At 43.1% G+C, this 18,666-nt stretch carries 21 protein-coding genes; 9 read left to right on the top strand and 12 right to left on the bottom strand.

All coding sequences use genetic code 11. From position 1 onward, the window contains the following. Positions 1 to 52: 52 nt before the first annotated feature. From ACT17O_RS02655 to ACT17O_RS02640, 4 genes are all read right to left on the bottom strand, one after another. Complete coding sequence (locus ACT17O_RS02655; RefSeq protein WP_033630308.1) at positions 53 to 724, bottom strand: hypothetical protein; 672 nt, start codon at positions 722 to 724, stop codon at positions 53 to 55. 39 nt (positions 725 to 763) lie between these two features. Next, entirely contained in the window at positions 764 to 1,510 is a 747-nt protein-coding gene (locus ACT17O_RS02650; protein ID WP_444817690.1) for a hypothetical protein, read from the bottom strand. A 394-nt stretch (positions 1,511 to 1,904) separates the two neighbouring features. Continuing rightward, on the bottom strand, positions 1,905 to 3,449 hold the full coding sequence (locus tag ACT17O_RS02645; RefSeq protein ID WP_444817689.1) for a peptide chain release factor 3: 1,545 nt from the start codon (positions 3,447 to 3,449) through the stop codon (positions 1,905 to 1,907). Between the two features lie 143 nt (positions 3,450 to 3,592). Next, positions 3,593 to 4,285 (bottom strand): YwaF family protein, encoded by a 693-nt coding sequence (locus tag ACT17O_RS02640; protein WP_444817688.1) that lies wholly within the window; start codon positions 4,283 to 4,285, stop codon positions 3,593 to 3,595. Positions 4,286 to 4,451: 166 nt separating this feature from the next. Here ACT17O_RS02640 and gatC point away from each other — a divergent pair, with 166 nt between their 5' ends. The 9 genes from gatC to nusB all read left to right on the top strand — a co-directional run bounded on the left by gatC (position 4,452) and on the right by nusB (position 11,766). Then, positions 4,452 to 4,754, top strand: coding sequence for an Asp-tRNA(Asn)/Glu-tRNA(Gln) amidotransferase subunit GatC (gene gatC, locus ACT17O_RS02635; protein ID WP_000705419.1), 303 nt, complete (start codon positions 4,452 to 4,454; stop codon positions 4,752 to 4,754). Next, a complete protein-coding gene (gene gatA / locus ACT17O_RS02630) occupies positions 4,754 to 6,220 on the top strand; it encodes an Asp-tRNA(Asn)/Glu-tRNA(Gln) amidotransferase subunit GatA (RefSeq protein ID WP_444817687.1) in 1,467 nt (488 codons plus the stop codon). The genes gatC and gatA overlap by 1 nt, the downstream gene beginning before the upstream one ends. Beyond that, entirely contained in the window at positions 6,220 to 7,665 is a 1,446-nt protein-coding gene (gatB, locus tag ACT17O_RS02625) for an Asp-tRNA(Asn)/Glu-tRNA(Gln) amidotransferase subunit GatB (protein WP_444817686.1), read from the top strand. Before gatA ends, gatB begins: the two co-directional genes overlap by 1 nt. A 57-nt stretch (positions 7,666 to 7,722) precedes the next feature. Continuing rightward, positions 7,723 to 8,118, top strand: coding sequence for a hypothetical protein (locus ACT17O_RS02620; RefSeq protein WP_049478081.1), 396 nt, complete (start codon positions 7,723 to 7,725; stop codon positions 8,116 to 8,118). Between the two features lie 99 nt (positions 8,119 to 8,217). Further along, complete coding sequence (locus ACT17O_RS02615) at positions 8,218 to 9,162, top strand: zinc-ribbon domain-containing transport protein (protein ID WP_444817685.1); 945 nt, start codon at positions 8,218 to 8,220, stop codon at positions 9,160 to 9,162. Positions 9,163 to 9,170: 8 nt separating this feature from the next. Then, complete coding sequence (locus ACT17O_RS02610) at positions 9,171 to 10,298, top strand: SPFH domain-containing protein (RefSeq protein WP_000505816.1); 1,128 nt, start codon at positions 9,171 to 9,173, stop codon at positions 10,296 to 10,298. An 81-nt stretch (positions 10,299 to 10,379) separates the two neighbouring features. Continuing rightward, positions 10,380 to 10,940, top strand: coding sequence for an elongation factor P (efp, locus tag ACT17O_RS02605; protein WP_000568640.1), 561 nt, complete (start codon positions 10,380 to 10,382; stop codon positions 10,938 to 10,940). Between the two features lie 21 nt (positions 10,941 to 10,961). Further along, the gene (locus tag ACT17O_RS02600; protein WP_000510584.1) at positions 10,962 to 11,351 is read left to right on the top strand and encodes an Asp23/Gls24 family envelope stress response protein; all 390 of its coding nucleotides are present in this window, start codon (positions 10,962 to 10,964) and stop codon (positions 11,349 to 11,351) included. Further along, on the top strand, positions 11,344 to 11,766 hold the full coding sequence (nusB, locus tag ACT17O_RS02595) for a transcription antitermination factor NusB (protein ID WP_000203650.1): 423 nt from the start codon (positions 11,344 to 11,346) through the stop codon (positions 11,764 to 11,766). Before ACT17O_RS02600 ends, nusB begins: the two co-directional genes overlap by 8 nt. Positions 11,767 to 11,815: 49 nt before the next feature. Here the strand turns inward: nusB and ACT17O_RS02590 are convergent, their stop codons facing one another. The 8 genes from ACT17O_RS02590 to fabG all read right to left on the bottom strand — a co-directional run bounded on the left by ACT17O_RS02590 (position 11,816) and on the right by fabG (position 18,627). Continuing rightward, on the bottom strand, positions 11,816 to 12,529 hold the full coding sequence (locus ACT17O_RS02590; protein ID WP_444817684.1) for a lysostaphin resistance A-like protein: 714 nt from the start codon (positions 12,527 to 12,529) through the stop codon (positions 11,816 to 11,818). A 147-nt stretch (positions 12,530 to 12,676) separates the two neighbouring features. Further along, positions 12,677 to 13,444 (bottom strand): acetyl-CoA carboxylase carboxyl transferase subunit alpha, encoded by a 768-nt coding sequence (locus tag ACT17O_RS02585; protein ID WP_444817683.1) that lies wholly within the window; start codon positions 13,442 to 13,444, stop codon positions 12,677 to 12,679. Then, complete coding sequence (gene accD, locus ACT17O_RS02580; RefSeq protein WP_096408198.1) at positions 13,441 to 14,307, bottom strand: acetyl-CoA carboxylase, carboxyltransferase subunit beta; 867 nt, start codon at positions 14,305 to 14,307, stop codon at positions 13,441 to 13,443. Before accD ends, ACT17O_RS02585 begins: the two co-directional genes overlap by 4 nt. A 35-nt stretch (positions 14,308 to 14,342) precedes the next feature. Next, on the bottom strand, positions 14,343 to 15,710 hold the full coding sequence (gene accC, locus ACT17O_RS02575; protein WP_444817682.1) for an acetyl-CoA carboxylase biotin carboxylase subunit: 1,368 nt from the start codon (positions 15,708 to 15,710) through the stop codon (positions 14,343 to 14,345). 11 nt (positions 15,711 to 15,721) lie between these two features. Further along, a complete protein-coding gene (gene fabZ / locus ACT17O_RS02570; protein ID WP_000565515.1) occupies positions 15,722 to 16,144 on the bottom strand; it encodes a 3-hydroxyacyl-ACP dehydratase FabZ in 423 nt (140 codons plus the stop codon). Then, the gene (gene accB / locus ACT17O_RS02565) at positions 16,141 to 16,629 is read right to left on the bottom strand and encodes an acetyl-CoA carboxylase biotin carboxyl carrier protein (RefSeq protein WP_001052306.1); all 489 of its coding nucleotides are present in this window, start codon (positions 16,627 to 16,629) and stop codon (positions 16,141 to 16,143) included. The genes fabZ and accB overlap by 4 nt, the downstream gene beginning before the upstream one ends. Positions 16,630 to 16,631: 2 nt before the next feature. Then, the gene (fabF, locus tag ACT17O_RS02560; protein WP_268721006.1) at positions 16,632 to 17,867 is read right to left on the bottom strand and encodes a beta-ketoacyl-ACP synthase II; all 1,236 of its coding nucleotides are present in this window, start codon (positions 17,865 to 17,867) and stop codon (positions 16,632 to 16,634) included. A gap of 28 nt (positions 17,868 to 17,895) precedes the next feature. Then, positions 17,896 to 18,627, bottom strand: coding sequence for a 3-oxoacyl-[acyl-carrier-protein] reductase (fabG, locus tag ACT17O_RS02555; protein WP_444817681.1), 732 nt, complete (start codon positions 18,625 to 18,627; stop codon positions 17,896 to 17,898). Between the last annotated feature and the right edge of the window lie 39 nt (positions 18,628 to 18,666).

The following is an 18,666-nucleotide window of genomic DNA, read 5'->3' as shown; positions in this document are numbered from 1 at the left end:
CCCCGTTAAAGATACAGCACTCACTTTCTGGGATTTGACTGTTCCCTAACACCTAGTTACACGTTTCGTTCTCCGGTTCTTTCTTGAACAAGATTTTCCCTTGGCTGTATAGCTTCATAATCTTCACAAAACGAACGGGATTGTTTTGGTTATAAAACAGAAAGAGCGCAAAGAACATTATACCTGCTCCCCAAAAATCATAACCTCGTTCGATCGGTTGCCCAAATTTTTGAGTGCAGTCGTAAAAAACATACAAAAGATAGATAACAAAGGCAAGTATGATGTAACGAGTGATTCGATAGATCGTAGCAGATGCCTCAGCTGGATCAAAGTGTTCGTCCCTCACCATCAAATTATGTGACACTGCGTAATAAAACACCTTCTCCGTTGTTGGTTGAGCCTTGCGCACATTTTTATAAAGTCCTCGCTCAAGAATAGCGGTAAACAATAGAAACTCAGCCAGCCACAATAGTAAAACATAGCTCAAACTGGTCCAGTTATAGACACCAATATCCAAAGCTGAAAGGAGGCCATAGAGACCAGGTCCACCTGCCATCAGAAAAATAACCATTTCAGGAATGTAAGCATTGGTCTTATAAGCACCTTCCGTATTGAGCAAGACACTCTTTGGAGCAGCCAAGGCCTCCCCAGTCTTTTGGTCATAGTAAACCGCCTGACCATCGCATTCTCCGATAAAAACCCGACGACGTCTCAGAAAAAACATACTTTACCTCTTTCTATCTCACTCTTTCAAAAACGGATCTTAGTCCTTCTGTACTTCCTTGATGACAAATTCTTCATCTGTCCCCATACTCACTTCCAGATAGACATCTGGATTGTCGTCTGCTCGACAGATGAGGCTCAGTTTTCTGGCATAAAAGCGATCCAGAATATCAAATATTCTGGGTAAATTGTTTTGGTTATAAAGAACAAATGTCAAGCCTAATAAAAGTCCTGTTAGGACAATCTTGACAATCTCTCCTCCGATGGGAGTGCCCAACCTCTCTTGGTAATTCCAAATAAAATTATAGGCGTAGAAAAATCCAACTAAGGGAACCAGAGAAAGCAATGCTCTTATCCAGCGAGTAGCATTGCGACTCTCTTTTTCACTCATCTCCGCCTCAGCTTCCTTTGTTTCCTCTGACTTTTCCATAAGCGCCAGACAGATAGTTTGAGTAGTCACCTGAGCTCTGTTGACATTTCTATACAAGGCGCGTTCAACAAGGATAGTGATGAAAGCAAACTGCCCTAGCCAAATGAGAAGAACACTCCAGAAGGTAGACATAGTATAGGTTCCTTGTATAAACAAGCGGAAGAAGGAAATCAACCCACTACCACTTGATAAGAAGAGGACAACTAATAGGGGGATGTGGCGATTCATCTTGCTAGACTTTTCTGTATCCAAGAGCTTGCTCTTTGGTGCCTCCAAAAGTTCGTGGGTTTTGCGATCATAATAAATCGCTTTATCATAGTATTGGTTAAAAAATATCCGACGTCTTCCTAAAAACATCTCTTTCTCTCTCTAGTTTCTTTCAGGAAAAGGTGCACATTTCTGACCTTCCCCTTTTGACTTGCATAAAAACAGTCTCTCATCCCATAGATAAACTGTCCTACTAGTATACCATAAACCCCATGGACTAGCGTTTGGAAAACAATAAAAGACCACCTCGAGGATGGCCGTTTATACATTCAAACAAAAAATCCACGAATCGAAACCATTCGCGGAGTTTTTTAAGACGCATTTAAGCAAAATTCCATACTAATTAATAGCCGTAATCTACGACACGGAGTTTGGCAAATCGATTCTATTTGCCAAACGTAGTTAGTAAGGCAGTTAGCTAGTTCGCCAAATAGCGACTAGCGTCCAACAATTAGGAACTTTAGTTCCAATTGTTGGTGCTGAGTTACATTTTTTCCTCCAACTCAACATCTGGATACTTGTCTGCAAACCAGCGAAGGGCAAAGTCATTTTCAAAGAGGAAGACTGGTTGGTCGAAGCGGTCTTTGGCCAAGATATTGCGGCTTGAGGACATCCGTTCATCCAAGTCCTCAGGCTTGATCCAACGAACCGTCTTTTTACCCATTGGACTCATGACTACTTCCGCATTGTACTCCCCTTCCATGCGGTGCTTAAAGACTTCAAACTGGAGTTGTCCGACAGCTCCTAGCATGTACTCACCAGTTTGGTAATTCTTGTAAAGCTGAATGGCTCCTTCTTGCACCAATTGCTCAATCCCCTTGTGGAAGGATTTTTGTTTCATAACGTTCTTAGCAGAAACTTTCATGAAAATCTCAGGGGTAAAGGTTGGCAGTGGTTCAAATTCAAACTTGTTTTTTCCAACCGTCAAGGTGTCTCCAACCTGATAAGTCCCCGTATCATAAACCCCGATGATATCACCTGCAACAGCATTGGTCACATTTTCACGACTTTCGGCCATAAACTGAGTGACATTAGAAAGCTTGGCAGTCTTACCAGTACGAGGCAGATTGACACTCATTCCACGCTCGAATTCACCTGATACGATACGAACAAAGGCGATACGGTCACGGTGACGAGGGTCCATGTTGGCTTGGATTTTAAAGACAAATCCTGAGAAATCCTTGTCATAAGGATCCACAATTTCGCCATCTGTTTTCTTGTGACCATGTGGTTCTGGAGCAAACTTAAGGAAGGTCTCAAGGAAGGTCTGCACCCCAAAGTTAGTGAGGGCTGACCCAAAGAATACCGGAGTCAAATCACCTGCAAGAATAGCTTCCTCTGAAAACTCATTTCCAGCTTCATTCAAAAGTTCAATATCCTCTTTGACTTGCTCGTAGAATGGGTTGTTGCCAAAGAGCTGGTCCCCATCTTCTAGACTGGCAAAACGCTCATCCCCTTTATAGAGTTCCAAGCGTTGGTTATAGAGGTCATACAAGCCTTCAAAGGCTTTCCCCATCCCGATGGGCCAGTTCATCGGATAACTCGCAATACCTAGGACTTCTTCTAGTTCTTGCAAGAGGTCCAGTGGCTCACGACCATCACGATCCAGCTTGTTCATAAAGGTAAAGACTGGAATCCCACGGTGTTTGACAACCTCAAACAATTTCTTGGTTTGGGCCTCGATACCCTTGGCAGAATCCACCACCATGACCGCAGCATCCACCGCCATCAAGGTACGATAAGTATCTTCTGAGAAGTCCTCGTGCCCTGGTGTGTCTAGGATATTGACGCGTTTGCCGTCGTAGTCGAATTGCATGACCGAAGAGGTCACTGAGATTCCACGTTGTTTCTCGATATCCATCCAGTCAGACTTGGCAAAAGTCCCTGTTTTTTTCCCTTTTACAGTACCAGCCTCACGAATCTCGCCCCCAAAGTAGAGCAACTGCTCAGTGATGGTTGTTTTCCCCGCGTCCGGGTGGGAGATGATGGCAAAGGTACGGCGTTTCTTAATTTCTTCTTTAATAGTCATATCTTCTCTTTCTTTGATTTTCTATTTTTAGTTGTTTCAGTAGCTAAGAATGATGTTTACATTGGATTTTACTATTCCTTTCAACTCTCCATTATATCGAATTTTGGGGAGTTTTTCAATCGCTCATCCGATGAAAAGGTAAGCTAGAGTACTGATTTTACCTTATTTCTCTTTTGCCACCGTTTCTTGAACAAGATATCAAAGAGAACCAGAGCCAGCGAAAGGATGACGGACACAAGAAGGTATTTTAGCCACAAGGGAGCATCTGGAATAAAAGGTGTCTTGTTTAACAAACCATAATTTCCACCAGTCACCTGATTAACCCCAACTAGAAAGAGATTGAGGATAAAGGTATAGGCTACAATCATATATTTCTTGAGCAAGGTCTTATCATAGTGATTCATCAAGTAAACCAAGGAATTCACTAGAAGGGCATAGTGCCCAATCAAAAATGAAAAACTGGTAATGTTGGGGAAATCATAGGGGTCAAAAACCGGGTAAACCAAGGCAAAGACCGCTCCACTTGCTCCTAAGAGGGCAAAATACTGCTTGCTCCGCCATTTATCTGGCAAGAAAACCACCGCAAACATAGCCAAACGGCAATGGTAAAATGGAAGACTATTAGAAAATGGAATCCCAAAGCCAACATACCAGCTATATAGGGCTAGCAACTGGAGGATCTGAATCCCCTTAAACAAGCGGACAAATTTCGGATTCTTGTGATAAGCAAGTGCTCCATAAATACACAGCACTAAGAGAAGCATCATAGCTCCATACCAAAAGAGCGGAATAGGAGGAGGAACCGTCTGAGATCTGGTGATAAATTGATGGAACATATTTCCATCCTAATTCTTATTTTTTTCTTTTCTCTAGTTTAACCATTATAGCGAATTAAAAGCGATTTTTCAATTTCTATTTCTTTTCAGTTTGGCTCCCTTATTTATAGGAAAATATGGTAAAATAGAACAGACTAAAAATCATCATTTCACGAAAGGATGCAAGATGAAAATTACGCAAGAAGAGGTAACACACGTTGCCAATCTTTCAAAATTAAGATTCTCTGAAGAAGAAACTGCTGCCTTTGCGACAACCTTGTCTAAAATTGTTGACATGGTTGAGTTGCTGGGCGAAGTAGACACAACTGGTGTCGCACCTACTACAACGATGGCTGACCGTAAGACCGTACTCCGCCCTGATGTGGCCGAAGAAGGAACTGATCGTGATCGCTTGTTTAAAAACGTACCTGAAAAAGATAACTACTATATCAAGGTACCAGCTATCCTAGACGATGGAGGAGATGCCTAATGACTTTCAACAATAAAACCATTGAAGACTTGCACAATCTCCTTGTTTCTAAGGAGATTTCAGCAACTGAACTAACTCAAGCAACACTTGAAGATATCAAGTCTCGTGAGGAAGCCCTCAATTCATTTGTCACCATCGCTGAGGAGCAGGCTCTTGCTCAAGCTAAGGCTATTGATGAAGCTGGAATTGACGCGGATAATGTCCTTTCAGGAATTCCACTGGCTGTTAAGGAGAATATTTCTACTGACGGCATCCTCACAACTGCTGCCTCAAAAATGCTCTACAACTACGAGCCTATCTTTGATGCGACAGCCGTTTCCAATGCAAAAGCTAAGGGCATGATTGTCATTGGGAAAACCAACATGGACGAGTTTGCTATGGGTGGATCAGGTGAGACTTCTTACTACGGTGCCACTAAAAATGCTTGGGACCACAGCAAGGTTCCTGGTGGTTCATCAAGTGGTTCTGCGGCTTCTGTAGCTTCTGGGCAAGTCCGCTTGTCACTTGGTTCTGATACTGGTGGTTCTATCCGCCAACCTGCCGCCTTCAACGGGATTGTTGGTCTCAAACCAACCTACGGAACGGTTTCTCGTTTCGGTCTCATTGCCTTTGGTAGCTCGCTAGACCAAATCGGACCTTTTGCACCTACTGTTAAGGAAAATGCTCTCTTGCTCAATGCTATTTCCAGCGAAGATGCCAAAGACTCGACTTCTGCTCCTGTCCGTATTGCCGACTTTACTTCAAAAATTGGGCAAGACATCAAGGGCATGAAAATTGCTTTGCCTAAGGAATACCTCGGTGAAGGAATTGACCCAGAAGTTAAAGAAACCATTATCAAGGCAGCCAAACACTTTGAGAAACTTGGCGCTATCGTCGAAGAAGTGAGTCTTCCTCACTCAAAATACGGTGTTGCCGTTTACTACATCATTGCTTCATCAGAAGCATCCTCAAACTTGCAACGCTTTGACGGTATCCGTTACGGCTATCGTGCAGAGGATGCGACCAACCTTGATGAAATCTATGTAAACAGCCGTAGCCAAGGTTTCGGTGAAGAGGTGAAACGCCGTATCATGCTTGGTACATTCAGTCTTTCATCAGGTTACTATGATGCCTACTACAAGAAAGCTGGTCAGGTCCGTACCCTCATCATCCAAGATTTCGAAAACGTCTTTGCGGATTATGACTTGATTTTGGGACCAACTGCTCCAAGTGTTGCCTATGACTTGGACTCCCTCAACCATGACCCCGTTGCTATGTACTTGGCTGACCTTTTGACCATTCCAGTCAACTTGGCAGGTCTCCCAGGAATTTCGATCCCTGCTGGATTTGCTCAAGGCCTACCTGTCGGTCTGCAATTGATCGGTCCTAAGTACTCTGAGGAAACCATTTACCAAGCTGCTGCTGCTTTTGAAGCGACAACAGACTACCACAAACAACAACCCGTGATTTTTGGAGGTGACAACTAATGAACTTTGAAACAGTCATTGGACTTGAAGTCCACGTAGAGCTCAACACCAATTCAAAAATCTTCTCACCTACTTCTGCCCACTTTGGAAATGACCAAAATGCCAACACTAACGTGATTGACTGGTCCTTCCCAGGAGTTCTGCCAGTTCTCAATAAAGGGGTTGTCGATGCCGGTATCAAGGCAGCTCTTGCCCTCAACATGGACATCCACAAAAAGATGCACTTTGACCGCAAGAACTACTTCTATCCCGACAATCCCAAAGCCTACCAAATTTCTCAGTTTGATGAGCCAATCGGTTTCAACGGCTGGATTGAAGTGGAGCTAGAAGACGGTACGACTAAGAAAATCGGTATCGAACGTGCTCATCTAGAGGAAGATGCTGGTAAAAACACCCACGGTACAGATGGTTACTCTTATGTTGACCTCAACCGCCAAGGGGTGCCATTGATTGAGATTGTATCTGAGGCTGACATGCGCTCGCCAGAAGAAGCCTATGCTTATCTAACTGCCCTCAAGGAAGTCATCCAGTACGCTGGTATTTCTGACGTTAAGATGGAAGAAGGTTCCATGCGTGTGGATGCTAACATCTCCCTTCGCCCTTATGGTCAAGAGAAATTCGGTACCAAGACTGAGTTGAAAAACCTCAACTCCTTCTCTAACGTCCGTAAAGGGCTTGAATACGAAGTCCAACGCCAGGCTGAAATCCTTCGCTCAGGTGGTCAAATCCGCCAAGAAACACGCCGTTACGATGAAGCTAACAAGGCAACCATCCTCATGCGTGTCAAAGAAGGTGCTGCAGACTACCGCTACTTCCCAGAACCAGACCTACCACTCTTTGAAATCTCAGATGAGTGGATTGAGGAAATGCGTACAGAATTGCCAGAGTTTCCAAAAGAACGCCGTGCGCGCTACGTATCTGATCTTGGCTTGTCAGACTACGATGCTAGCCAGTTGACTGCAAACAAAGTCACTTCTGACTTCTTTGAAAAAGCTGTTGCCCTCGGTGGCGATGCCAAACAAGTCTCTAACTGGCTCCAAGGTGAAGTCGCTCAGTTCTTGAACGCTGAAGGTAAGACACTGGAACAAATCAAATTGACACCAGAAAACTTAGTAGAAATGATTGCCATCATCGAAGACGGCACGATCTCTTCTAAGATTGCCAAGAAAGTCTTTGTCCACCTGGCTAAAAATGGCGGTGGCGCGCGTGAATACGTGGAAAAAGCAGGCTTGGTTCAAATCTCAGATCCAGCTATCTTGATTCCAATTATCCACCAAGTCTTTGCTGATAACGAAGCTGCTGTTGCCGACTTCAAGTCAGGCAAACGGAACGCAGACAAGGCCTTCACAGGATTCCTTATGAAGGCAACCAAAGGCCAAGCCAACCCACAAGTTGCTCTTAAACTACTTGCCCAGGAATTGGCTAAGTTGAAAGACAGTGAGTAATTTACTCTTTATACACTTTTTTCTACTTTTAAAACGAGAATGAGACAAGGGGAATAAATGAATAAATTTTTACGATTGCTATTTGTCTTAGTCATCATCGCTATGTTAGGTGCTTCTATACTACAAATTTTCTTTCCATCATACATGGGAAGCCACTCCGGGTACGGAATATCTGCTGGTTGGCAACGAGAAATTGGAATATGGAATTTAGCTGTATTGATTATTATTCTCGCTATCAATATTAAATACGATTGGTTCTATCTACGAATCGCACTTTTTGCTCTCATTATTGGCGGAATTGGAATAGGAACAAATCACTTACTCAATTATATGGAGTATCACTCTCCTGTAAATGCTATCGGTGCTTTTGAAAATTACTTGCTAGCAATAGGATGGATTGTGGGATGGCTCCTCGAGCGCCATTCCATAAAGAAGCTAAATGCTAGTAAATAACGCCTAGTATATCTTAGATGATTTTTAAAGGTTATTAAATAGTTTAATAATCATTCGAATTCAGAATTCTACCTTTTCAATCATATAGTTAGGAGACACATGAAAAAGTTTTACGCTCTTTTAATGACCTGTTTATTACTTGTTTTTCTATCCGTGCCTCAAATCGTTGATGCGGGTGTCGGACATTCCAGAAGTGGGGGGAGCAGCCGCAGTAGTAGCCGCTCAAGTGGAGGTGGAAGTCGTTCTGGTGGCTCATCCTACCACTACTACCGCTCTGGATATGGATCATCCTCTGACAGTTCTGCTAGCTCTCCCTATTTAGGATTTATGTTCATATTAGTCGGAGGAATCATACTAGTTGTTATCGTCAAATCCTTGCAGAATAAGTCTGGAGATTCGAGTTCAACCTACACTAGTAATGATTATCAAACGCTCCATCGTCGAGTTGAACACAACACACTGGCCATTAGTCGTGTGAAATACGGGGATTCAAACTTTGACGCGGAAGCCTTCACATCTTGGGTTAAGGAAGTCTACCTTAAATTGCAGGTTGCCTGGACTGAGAAAAATTGGAACTCTGTCCGCGCTTTAGAAAGTACCAGTCTCTACTCTCAACATAGTACCCAACTCGAAGACCATATTCGTGCTAAAACAACTAATGTTTTAGAGAAAGTTTGTATCGAAAATGTTCGCATCAAGGAGTTCATTGAAAATCCTGACGGAAACGATACCTTAGTGGTGATCCTGTCATCTACCTTGCGGGACTATGTCATTGACGATGAGACTCGCCGTGTCCTTGAAGGAGACCCTAAAAAAGATCTCTTCACCGTGTATCAATTGAACTTTATCCGTCAACACGGTAGCCAAACCCAAGCAGTCAATCCAGACCAAGTTGTGAGCGACCACTGTCCAAACTGTGGCGCCCCATTGAAAATCTCTGCAGTTAGCGAGTGCGACTACTGTGGTGCCAATCTCTCTCGCAGTCCAAACCAATGGGTACTGGATACCTATGATGTTGTGGATGAAGACGAGCTTTATAATTAGGAGGAATTATGGGATTTATACGTGCAGCCTTATCAGCAGGCTTAAATAGTTTTAATGATAGTAAATTCAAGGAAGCCATTGTCCTTCCAGATAATGTCTCTGGCGATGCCTTGGCCGTCAAGGGACAATTACTCACAAAAGACCCAGATGGACGTTCTCGTCACAGCAATCAAAATACTGGACTTTTGTCAGATGGCAGTGTGGTTATCGTTCCTCAAGGTTATAGCGCTGTTTTGGTAAACAACGGTACCTTCCTTGGTGAAGTTCTCGAAGCTGGTAGCCACGAATGGCAAGCTGGTGATAATGCCTGGCTCCTTGAAAAAGGTGGTTTAAAAGGCACTTGGGAAAACTTTAAAAACCGTTTCTCTTTTGGTGGACAAGTCATCACTCAACAAGAAATTATCTTTATCCGCATGCAACCTATTGCAGGTAATAAGTTCGGCACACAAAATGCGGTCGAATACTTCAGCGAACGTTACCAACAACTGCTCAACATCCGTTTCTATGGCTTGTTTGATGTAAAAATAGCAGATCCAGTCCTCTTCTACGTGAGTTCTGTTAGCCGTCAAATTACTGACGGACAGCCATTTACTCTCCAAGATGTAGCTCAAGGAACGCTCCGTCAAAATATCGCACCGAAAATCGCGATTGCCATTGCCAAATACACCAACGAAAACAAGGTAGATATCTATAGCCTCAATGCCAATCAAGACACCTTTAACGAACTCGCTAAACAAGAGGTCAACAAGGTTTGGACAGGTCTCTACGGGATTGAAGCAACTAACATCTTGCTTGAAGACCTCAGCTACGACCAAGAAAGTCTTGATATCGTTCGCAAGCTTGATAGTGAGCTCGTGGCAATGAAGTACAACACGATTGAAATCGAAGAACGCCGTGCTCGTAACGAAGCGCTTATTGCTGCAGCTGCCAACGAAGGGAATGGCAATGGGATGAACATGTTTATGGGCATGAATCTTGGCCAAACTCTGGGTGGTCAACTAAGCCAACAAGTTCAAAATCAAGCACCAGCTCAAAACACTGGACAAACTGCCAGCAAGAATTTTTACATCGAAGTCGATGGAAAATACGTCCTCGTTACCAAAGACGAAGATGGAAATATCGTACCAGTCAACTAATTAAGCTCCTTCTGACATTTGAGTAATGTTGTCTTTTATGGTACAATAAAGAGTAAATTATTTTATTAAAGAGGTAAAAACATGATTGAAGCAAGTAAATTAAAGGCTGGTATGACCTTTGAAACAGCTGACGGAAAATTGATCCGCGTTTTGGAAGCTAGCCACCACAAACCAGGTAAAGGAAACACAATCATGCGTATGAAATTGCGTGATGTCCGTACTGGTTCTACATTTGACACAAGCTACCGTCCAGAGGAAAAATTTGAACAAGCCATCATCGAGACTGTCCCAGCTCAATACTTGTACAAAATGGATGACACAGCCTACTTCATGAACACAGAAACTTACGACCAATACGAAATTCCTGTTGTCAACGTTGAAAACGAATTGCTTTACATCCTTGAAAACTCTGATGTGAAGATCCAATTCTACGGAACTGAAGTGATTGGTGTTACCGTTCCTACTACTGTCGAATTGACAGTTGCAGAAACTCAACCATCTATCAAAGGTGCTACTGTTACAGGTTCTGGTAAACCAGCAACGATGGAAACTGGACTTGTCGTAAACGTTCCAGACTTCATCGAAGCAGGACAAAAACTCGTTATCAACACTGCAGAAGGAACTTACGTTTCTCGTGCCTAATCTCTAGAAAGAGGTCATTCTATGGGAATTGAAGAACAACTTGGCGAAATCGTTATCGCCCCACGTGTACTTGAAAAAATCATTGCTATTGCTACTGCAAAAGTAGAGGGTGTTCACTCTTTTTCAAACAAATCAGTATCTGACACCCTTTCAAAACTTTCTCTTGGCCGTGGTGTTTATCTTAAAAACGTGGACGAAGAGCTCACAGCAGATATCTATCTCTACCTTGAGTACGGAGTAAAAGTTCCTAAGGTAGCTGTTGCTATCCAGAAAGCTGTTAAAGATGCCGTCCGCAATATGGCTGATGTAGAACTCGCTGCTATCAATATTCACGTTGCAGGTATCGTTCCAGATAAAACACCAAAACCAGAATTGAAAGATCTATTTGACGAGGACTTCCTCAATGACTAGTCCACTATTAGAATCTAGACGCCAACTCCGTAAATGCGCTTTTCAAGCTCTCATAAGCCTTGAATTCGGTACGGATGTCGAAACTGCTTGTCGTTTCGCCTATACTCATGATCGTGAAGATACGGATGTGCAACTTCCAGCCTTTTTGACAGAGCTAGTTTCTGGTGTTCAGGCTAAAAAGGAAGAACTAGACAAGCAAATCACACAGCATTTAAAAGCAGGTTGGACCATCGAGCGTTTAACGCTCGTGGAAAGAAACCTCCTTCGCTTGGGAGTCTTTGAAATCACTTCATTTGACACTCCACAGTTGGTTGCTGTTAATGAAGCTATCGAGCTTGCAAAGGACTTCTCAGATCAAAAATCTGCCCGTTTTATCAACGGACTGCTCAGCCAGTTTGTAACAGAAGAACAGTAAATAGAAAAAGTGTTTGACAGATATCAAACACTTTTTTCTTTGCCTACCACTATCTAAAAAAGTGGTAATAGACATAATTATAAACAAAAATCCAGATGGGTTTTGCATAAATAAGAAAGTTAAAAAAACTATGGCACAGGATGGTAATTTTTAAGTTCCTTGTCCAACGGTAGACAAGGGCATAGAAGAGACCGCCTAAACTATAAATAATCAAACTGATAGGATCTCGGTGAGTTAGGATCAAATGACTAAGTCCAAAGATAAGAGCAGATAGGATAACATCCAGATAGTACTTGGACTGGGGGAAAAAGGTATTCATAAAATAACCCCTATAGATTGTCTCCTCAACAACAGGTACAATCGAAATGTTAAAGATTAAAAATACAAGACTTGATAGAGTCGTTTCTCGTCCATTTAAGTAAAGTTCCGAAAGAAGGTCTTGGAAAATAAAGCTATGGTCAATCAATCGAATGTTCTGCATTCTAAATCCATTTAAAAAAGAATAGATAAGGAAACAAGCTACCAAGAAAGCGAGATAAGACCAGCGCCAACCCTTTTTCTCGAAGATAAAGAGCATCTTCTTCTTTTTCAACCACAAAACGAATAAAAAGAAAATAAGTAACACTTCTCCAACTAGGAAGATTATATAGCTGTCCATTCCTAAACCAAAGGTTCTAGCTAGAGTTATAGCCCCTAATGGCGTTAAATAAATGTACAGGAACATTAAAATCAAACAGATTCCTAAATGTATTGTCTTTTTCATTCTTTCTCTCCTAATGGTAAACTCTCTATTAGGGCAATATAGAGGATATACTATTGATTGTTTTTCTTATTTATCTAGAGTATTCATGTTTATCCATGCTCTATTATCAAAATAGCTAGAACAAAATGTTCTAGCTTTTAAATTTTCTTAGTATTTTCTAAAGCGTTGGTAACGTTCTTCGATAAGTTGGTCGAGTGGTAGTTCTTGCAACCTATCTAGTTCTACACGCAATTCATTTTTAACGCATCCTAGCAGTTCTTTACTTGACAGCCCTGCTTCTGAGATTACCTTGTCTACGATTCCCATTTCTAGGAGTTCGTGTGAAGTGATTTTCATCAACTCTGCTGCCTCCATGGCACGGCTTCCATCCTTCCAAAGGATAGAGGCAAAACCTTCTGGGCTGAGTACGGCATAGATCGAATTTTCCAGCATCCAGACACGGTCAGCAACGGCTAGTGCTAATGCACCTCCAGACCCTCCTTCACCGATAATAATCGCGATGATTGGAACCTTGAGGTCGCTCATTTCCATCAGGTTTCGAGCGATTGCTTCCCCTTGTCCACGTTCCTCAGCTCCAACACCTGGGTAAGCTCCAGCAGTGTTGATGAAGGTTACAACTGGACGACCAAATTTTTCTGCCTGTTTCATCAAGCGAAGAGCCTTGCGATAGCCTTCTGGATGGGGTTGCCCAAAGTTCCGTTTGAGGTTGTCATGAAGACTTTTTCCCTTTTGGATTCCGACGACTGTGACTGCTTGGTCACCTAACCAGCCAATTCCGCCAATGACCGCACCGTCATCTCTGAAAGAACGGTCTCCATGCAATTCGATAAATTCATCGAAGATTCCATTGGCAAAATCAAGGGCTGTCAAACGACTCTGCTCGCGTGCCTCTCTGACTATTTTTGCAATATTCATCCGCGACTTCCTCCATGCAATCTCACTAATTTAGCAATTGTATCTGGTAGTTCTCTCCGTTTGACAATTGCATCCACAAATCCATGTTCAAGCAGGAACTCTGCCTTTTGGAAGTCATCCGGCAAGGTCTCACGAACTGTATTTTCGATAACACGACGCCCTGCAAAACCAACCAAACTCTGGGGTTCTGCTAGGATAATGTCACCCTCCATGGCAAAGGAAGCAGTAACTCCTCCTGTTGTCGGATCCGTCAAAATCGTCAGGTAAAAAAGTCCTGCCTTGGAATGGCGTTGAACTGCCGCAGAAATCTTAGCCATCTGCATCAAGCTCATAATCCCTTCTTGCATACGGGCACCGCCAGAAGCCGTAAAAAGTACAACTGGCAACTTTTCAACTGTCGCATATTCAAACAAGCGCGTGATTTTTTCACCCACAACGGTTCCCATCGACGCCATGATAAAGTTTGAATCCATGATCCCAAGGGCAACTTTTTGTCCCTTGATGCTAGCTGTACCAGTCAGGACAGCTTCATCCAGTCCTGTTTTTTCACGCATGCTAGCCAGTTTTTTCTGGTAACCAGGAAAGTTCAAGGGATCTTGAGTTTCAATTCCTGTAAACATCTCCACAAAGCTATCAGAATCAACTGTTAGAGCCAAGCGCTCTTGGGCTGAAATACGGAAAGTATAGCTACAATGGGGACAAATGCGCTCACTCCCAAGGTCCTTTTGATAAATGGTGTGCTTACATCCAGGACACTTGGAGAAGAGTTCATCAGGCACCTCAGGCTTGGCTTGTGGTGCCTGCCTTACGGATCGATTAGGATTGATCCGAATATACTTATCCTTTTTACTAAATAGAGCCATAAATCCCCCTTTTAGTTCTCATACTCTTTGAAAGTCTATTCTTTTTCTTGGTAATGTGGCAAGAAAGTTTCCATCAGGAAGGAAGTATCGTAGTCCCCAGCGATAACCCGACGGTCTGAAATTAGATCCAGCTGGAAATCCGCATTGGTTTGCACTCCTTCAATCTCAAGTTCATAAAGTGCCCGTTGCATCTTCATAAGAGCATCAAAACGATTCTCCCCATGAACAATGATTTTAGCAATCATACTATCATAGTAAGGGGGAATAGTATAACCTGGATAAACTGCTGAGTCCACGCGCAAGCCAACTCCACCACTTGGTAGATAGAGATTGGTAATTTTACCTGGGCTTGGAGCAAAGTTAAATGCTGGATTTTCCGCATTGATCCGGCACTCGATAGCATGACCTCGTAGGACGATATCTTCTTGTTTGAAAGGTAAAGGTTGACCGGCAGCAATGCGAATCTGTTCCTTCACGATATCAACACCTGAAACAAACTCTGTGACTGGGTGCTCCACTTGCACACGAGTATTCATTTCCATGAAGTAGAAATTGCCACTCGCTTCATCGAGAAGAAATTCAATCGTTCCTGCATTTTCGTAGCCTACAGACTCTGCTGCACGAACGGCTGCAGCACCAATTTCATGACGAAGGGTTTTGCCAATCGCAATGGATGGGCTTTCTTCTAAGACCTTTTGGTTATTCCGTTGGAGTGAACAGTCCCGTTCACCAAGATGGACAACATGACCCTCTTGGTCCGCAAGGATCTGAACCTCAATATGGCGAGCTGGATAAATCACACGCTCAAGATACATAGCGCCATTTCCAAAATTGGCCTTAGCTTCACTGGATGCTGTTTCAAAGGCTGCGACCAAGTCTTCTGCCTTTTCAACCTTACGAATCCCTTTTCCACCACCACCTGCCGATGCCTTAAGCATGACTGGATAGCCAATTTTTTCTGCAACTGCAAGTGCCTCTTCAGCCGTGTGAACTTCACCATCAGACCCTGGGATAACTGGAACTCCAGCCTTGATCATTTGCTCACGCGCATTGATCTTATCTCCCATGGTATCCATTACAGCCCCAGAAGGGCCGATAAACTTAATCCCCACTTCATCACACATCGTGGCAAACTTGGAGTTTTCGCTAAGAAAACCAAAACCTGGGTGGATGGCTTCTGCTTCTGTCAAGACTGCAGCAGACAAAATCGCATTGATATTGAGATAAGATTCTGTCGCCTTACCAGGTCCGATACAGATAGCTTCATCCGCTAGGAGTGTGTGAAGAGCTTCCTTATCAGCAGTTGAATAAACTGCCACGGTCGCAATACCCAATTCACGCGCAGCTCGAATAATGCGAACCGCAATCTCACCACGGTTGGCAATCAAAATTTTACGAAACATGGAGATCCTCCTTAGTTTCCAATTGCAAAGGTAAGAGTACCACTCGCTGCAAGCTTACCATCTACTTCAGCCTTTGCTTCAACCACAGCAATCGTACCACGACGTTTGACAAAAGTAGCCGTCATGACTAATTGGTCACCTGGTACAACTTGCTTCTTGAACTTAACCTTGTCCATGCCAGCATAGAAGACCAGTTTCCCTTTATTTTCAGGTTTGGACAATTCCAAGACACCAGCAGTCTGAGCCAAGGCTTCCATGATAAGAACACCTGGCATGACTGGGTATTGTGGAAAATGACCATTGAAGAAAGGTTCGTTGATGGTCACATTTTTAATGGCAACAATGGTATCCTCGCTCACTTCCAAGACACGGTCCACTAGGAGCATGGGGTAGCGATGGGGTAGAGCTTCTTTGATTCCTTGAATATCGATCATTTGATACGTACCAATCCTTTACCGAACTCAACCATTTCTTCATTTGAAACGAGAATTTCTGTCACCACACCATCCTTAGGTGCAGGGATTTCATTCATGACTTTCATGGCTTCGATGATCACCAAAGTCTGACCTTTTTTAACACTGTCTCCGACTGTGACAAAGGCAGGTTTATCTGGTCCAGCAGCCAAGTAAGCCACCCCTACAAGTGGACTTTCAACGACATCACCCGCTGGAGCAACCGTCGTTTCAGCTGGTGCTGGAGCTTCTTCCACTGCACTCTCAACTGGAGTTGAAGGGGCCGAAACTACTGGACTTGCAGCTACTGCAGCTGGCGCTGGAACAACTTGAGCTGGTACTTCAGAAGCCATTCTTGCTTCATTCTTACTGAACTGCAATTCGTCCGTTCCATTTTTATAAGAAAATTCTCTCAAACTTGATTGGTCAAATTGAGCCATCAAGTCCTTGATCTCATTTAAATTCATAATTATTTATTCTCCCAACGTTTGAAAGCAAGAACCGCATTGTGTCCACCAAAACCAAAAGTGTTTGAAATAGCATAAGGGATTTCTTGCTCCAATCCTTGTCCATAAACGACATTCGCTTCGATATAGTCTGACAACTCACTTGTTCCAGCTGTCATTGGTACATAGTTATGACGCATGGCTTCAATGGTAGCGATGGCTTCTACTGCCCCTGCAGCACCAAGCAAGTGTCCTGTAAAGGACTTGGTTGAAGATACAGGTACTTCTTTACCAAGGACAGCTACAATCGCACCACTTTCTCCTTTTTCATTAGCAGGAGTTGAAGTTCCGTGGGCATTGACGTAAGCCACTTGCTCTGGAGAAATTTCTGCTTCTTCCAAAGCCAACTTCATAGCCTTAATCGCACCTTGACCTTCTGGATGAGGTGAAGTCATATGGTAAGCATCACAGGTATTACCATAACCAACTACTTCAGCCAAGATAGTTGCACCACGTTTTTCAGCATGTTCAAGACTTTCAAGAACCAGCATTCCAGAACCTTCTCCCATGACAAAACCGTTACGGTCTTTGTCAAATGGAATAGAAGCACGAGCTGGATCTTCTGTAGTTGATAGGGCTGTCAAAGCTTGGAATCCAGCAATGGCAAAAGGAGTGATAGATGATTCTGATCCACCAACTAACATGACATCTTGGAAACCAAACTTGATAGAACGGAAGGCATCCCCAATGGCATCGTTTGATGAGGCACAGGCTGTATTGATTGATTTACAGATACCGTTTGCTCCGAAACGCATAGCAACATTTCCTGAAGCCATATTTGGCAAGGCTTTTGGAAGTGTCATTGGTTTAACGCGTTTTGGACCTTTTTCATGAAGACGGATAACCTGATCTTCGATTTCTTTAATTCCCCCAATACCAGAAGCCACGATGACACCAAAGCGATCTTTATCAATTGCTTCTACATCAAGATTTGCATTTGTCACCGCTTCTTGAGCCGCATACAAGGCATACAAAGAATAATTGTCAAAACGGTTGGTATCTTTTTTGACAAAGTATTTATCAAATGGGAAATCTTGAACTTCTGCCGCATTGTGCACAGCAAATTCGCTGTGGTCAAATTTAGTGATTTCTCCAATTCCAATCTTCCCAGTTTGCAAACTGTTCCAAAATTCTTCTGGAGTATTTCCGATAGGAGAGGTCAATCCGTAACCTGTTACTACAACTCGATTTAGTTTCATCTGTCTTACCTATATCTTTCCTTATTTTTTACATGCTAAGTCCGCCATCAACAGCGAGAACTTGTCCAGTCAAATAATCCTGTCCAGCCAGGAACACTGTAGCATCTGCGATATGTTCTGCTTGACCAAAATGTTTCATTGGGATTTGGGCCAATGTTGCTTCCTTGACCTTATCAGACAAAACAGCAGTCATATCTGACTCGATCATCCCTGGTGCAAGAGCATTTACGCGTACGTTGCGATTGGCAACTTCACGTGCAACTGACTTGGTAAAACCAATCAAACCTGCTTTAGAAGCTGCATAGTTGGCTTGTCCGATATTTCCCATCAGACCGACCACACTAGACATGTTGATGATCGCACCTTCACGCGCCTTGATCATCTGTTTCAAGACAGCTTGCGTCATGTTGAAAGCACCTGTCAAGTTGATCTTAATCACTTTTTCAAAGTCTTCCTCGTTCATCTTGAGCATAAGCGTATCTTGAGTGATCCCAGCATTGTTGACCAATACATCAACAGAACCGAGTTCCGCAATCGCTTGATCTACCATACGCTTGGCATCTGCAAAGTCTGAAACATCACCTGAAATCGGTACTACTTTGACGCCGTAGTTTGAAAACTCAGCCAGCAATTCTTCTGAGATTGCTCCACGACTATTCAAAACTACATTAGCGCCTAGTTGGGCAAATTTGTGAGCAATGGCAAGTCCGATACCACGACTTGAACCTGTTACAAAGACATTTTTATTTGTAAGTTGCATTCTATTTCTCCTATTTCCTGTTGTATTTTGTGGGAGAAG

Source organism: Streptococcus sp. HJ1, assembly GCF_052399005.1.
In the GTDB taxonomy this organism is placed as follows: Bacteria; Bacillota; Bacilli; order Lactobacillales; family Streptococcaceae; genus Streptococcus.
Note: the sequence above shows the minus strand (reverse complement) of the source record. Positions and strands in the feature narration are given on the sequence as shown.

Excerpts from the sequence above, each read along its gene's own strand:
- ACT17O_RS02655 (WP_033630308.1), bottom strand. The coding sequence starts at position 724 with ATGTTTTTTCTGAGACGTCGTCGGGTTTTTATCGGAGAATGCGATGGT.
- ACT17O_RS02650 (WP_444817690.1), bottom strand. The coding sequence starts at position 1,510 with ATGTTTTTAGGAAGACGTCGGATATTTTTTAACCAATACTATGATAAA.
- ACT17O_RS02645 (WP_444817689.1), bottom strand. The coding sequence starts at position 3,449 with ATGACTATTAAAGAAGAAATTAAGAAACGCCGTACCTTTGCCATCATC.
- ACT17O_RS02640 (WP_444817688.1), bottom strand. The coding sequence starts at position 4,285 with ATGTTCCATCAATTTATCACCAGATCTCAGACGGTTCCTCCTCCTATT.
- gatC (WP_000705419.1), top strand. The coding sequence starts at position 4,452 with ATGAAAATTACGCAAGAAGAGGTAACACACGTTGCCAATCTTTCAAAA.
- gatA (WP_444817687.1), top strand. The coding sequence starts at position 4,754 with ATGACTTTCAACAATAAAACCATTGAAGACTTGCACAATCTCCTTGTT.
- gatB (WP_444817686.1), top strand. The coding sequence starts at position 6,220 with ATGAACTTTGAAACAGTCATTGGACTTGAAGTCCACGTAGAGCTCAAC.
- ACT17O_RS02620 (WP_049478081.1), top strand. The coding sequence starts at position 7,723 with ATGAATAAATTTTTACGATTGCTATTTGTCTTAGTCATCATCGCTATG.
- ACT17O_RS02615 (WP_444817685.1), top strand. The coding sequence starts at position 8,218 with ATGAAAAAGTTTTACGCTCTTTTAATGACCTGTTTATTACTTGTTTTT.
- ACT17O_RS02610 (WP_000505816.1), top strand. The coding sequence starts at position 9,171 with ATGGGATTTATACGTGCAGCCTTATCAGCAGGCTTAAATAGTTTTAAT.
- efp (WP_000568640.1), top strand. The coding sequence starts at position 10,380 with ATGATTGAAGCAAGTAAATTAAAGGCTGGTATGACCTTTGAAACAGCT.
- ACT17O_RS02600 (WP_000510584.1), top strand. The coding sequence starts at position 10,962 with ATGGGAATTGAAGAACAACTTGGCGAAATCGTTATCGCCCCACGTGTA.
- nusB (WP_000203650.1), top strand. The coding sequence starts at position 11,344 with ATGACTAGTCCACTATTAGAATCTAGACGCCAACTCCGTAAATGCGCT.
- ACT17O_RS02590 (WP_444817684.1), bottom strand. The coding sequence starts at position 12,529 with ATGAAAAAGACAATACATTTAGGAATCTGTTTGATTTTAATGTTCCTG.
- ACT17O_RS02585 (WP_444817683.1), bottom strand. The coding sequence starts at position 13,444 with ATGAATATTGCAAAAATAGTCAGAGAGGCACGCGAGCAGAGTCGTTTG.
- accD (WP_096408198.1), bottom strand. The coding sequence starts at position 14,307 with ATGGCTCTATTTAGTAAAAAGGATAAGTATATTCGGATCAATCCTAAT.
- accC (WP_444817682.1), bottom strand. The coding sequence starts at position 15,710 with ATGTTTCGTAAAATTTTGATTGCCAACCGTGGTGAGATTGCGGTTCGC.
- fabZ (WP_000565515.1), bottom strand. The coding sequence starts at position 16,144 with ATGATCGATATTCAAGGAATCAAAGAAGCTCTACCCCATCGCTACCCC.
- accB (WP_001052306.1), bottom strand. The coding sequence starts at position 16,629 with ATGAATTTAAATGAGATCAAGGACTTGATGGCTCAATTTGACCAATCA.
- fabF (WP_268721006.1), bottom strand. The coding sequence starts at position 17,867 with ATGAAACTAAATCGAGTTGTAGTAACAGGTTACGGATTGACCTCTCCT.
- fabG (WP_444817681.1), bottom strand. The coding sequence starts at position 18,627 with ATGCAACTTACAAATAAAAATGTCTTTGTAACAGGTTCAAGTCGTGGT.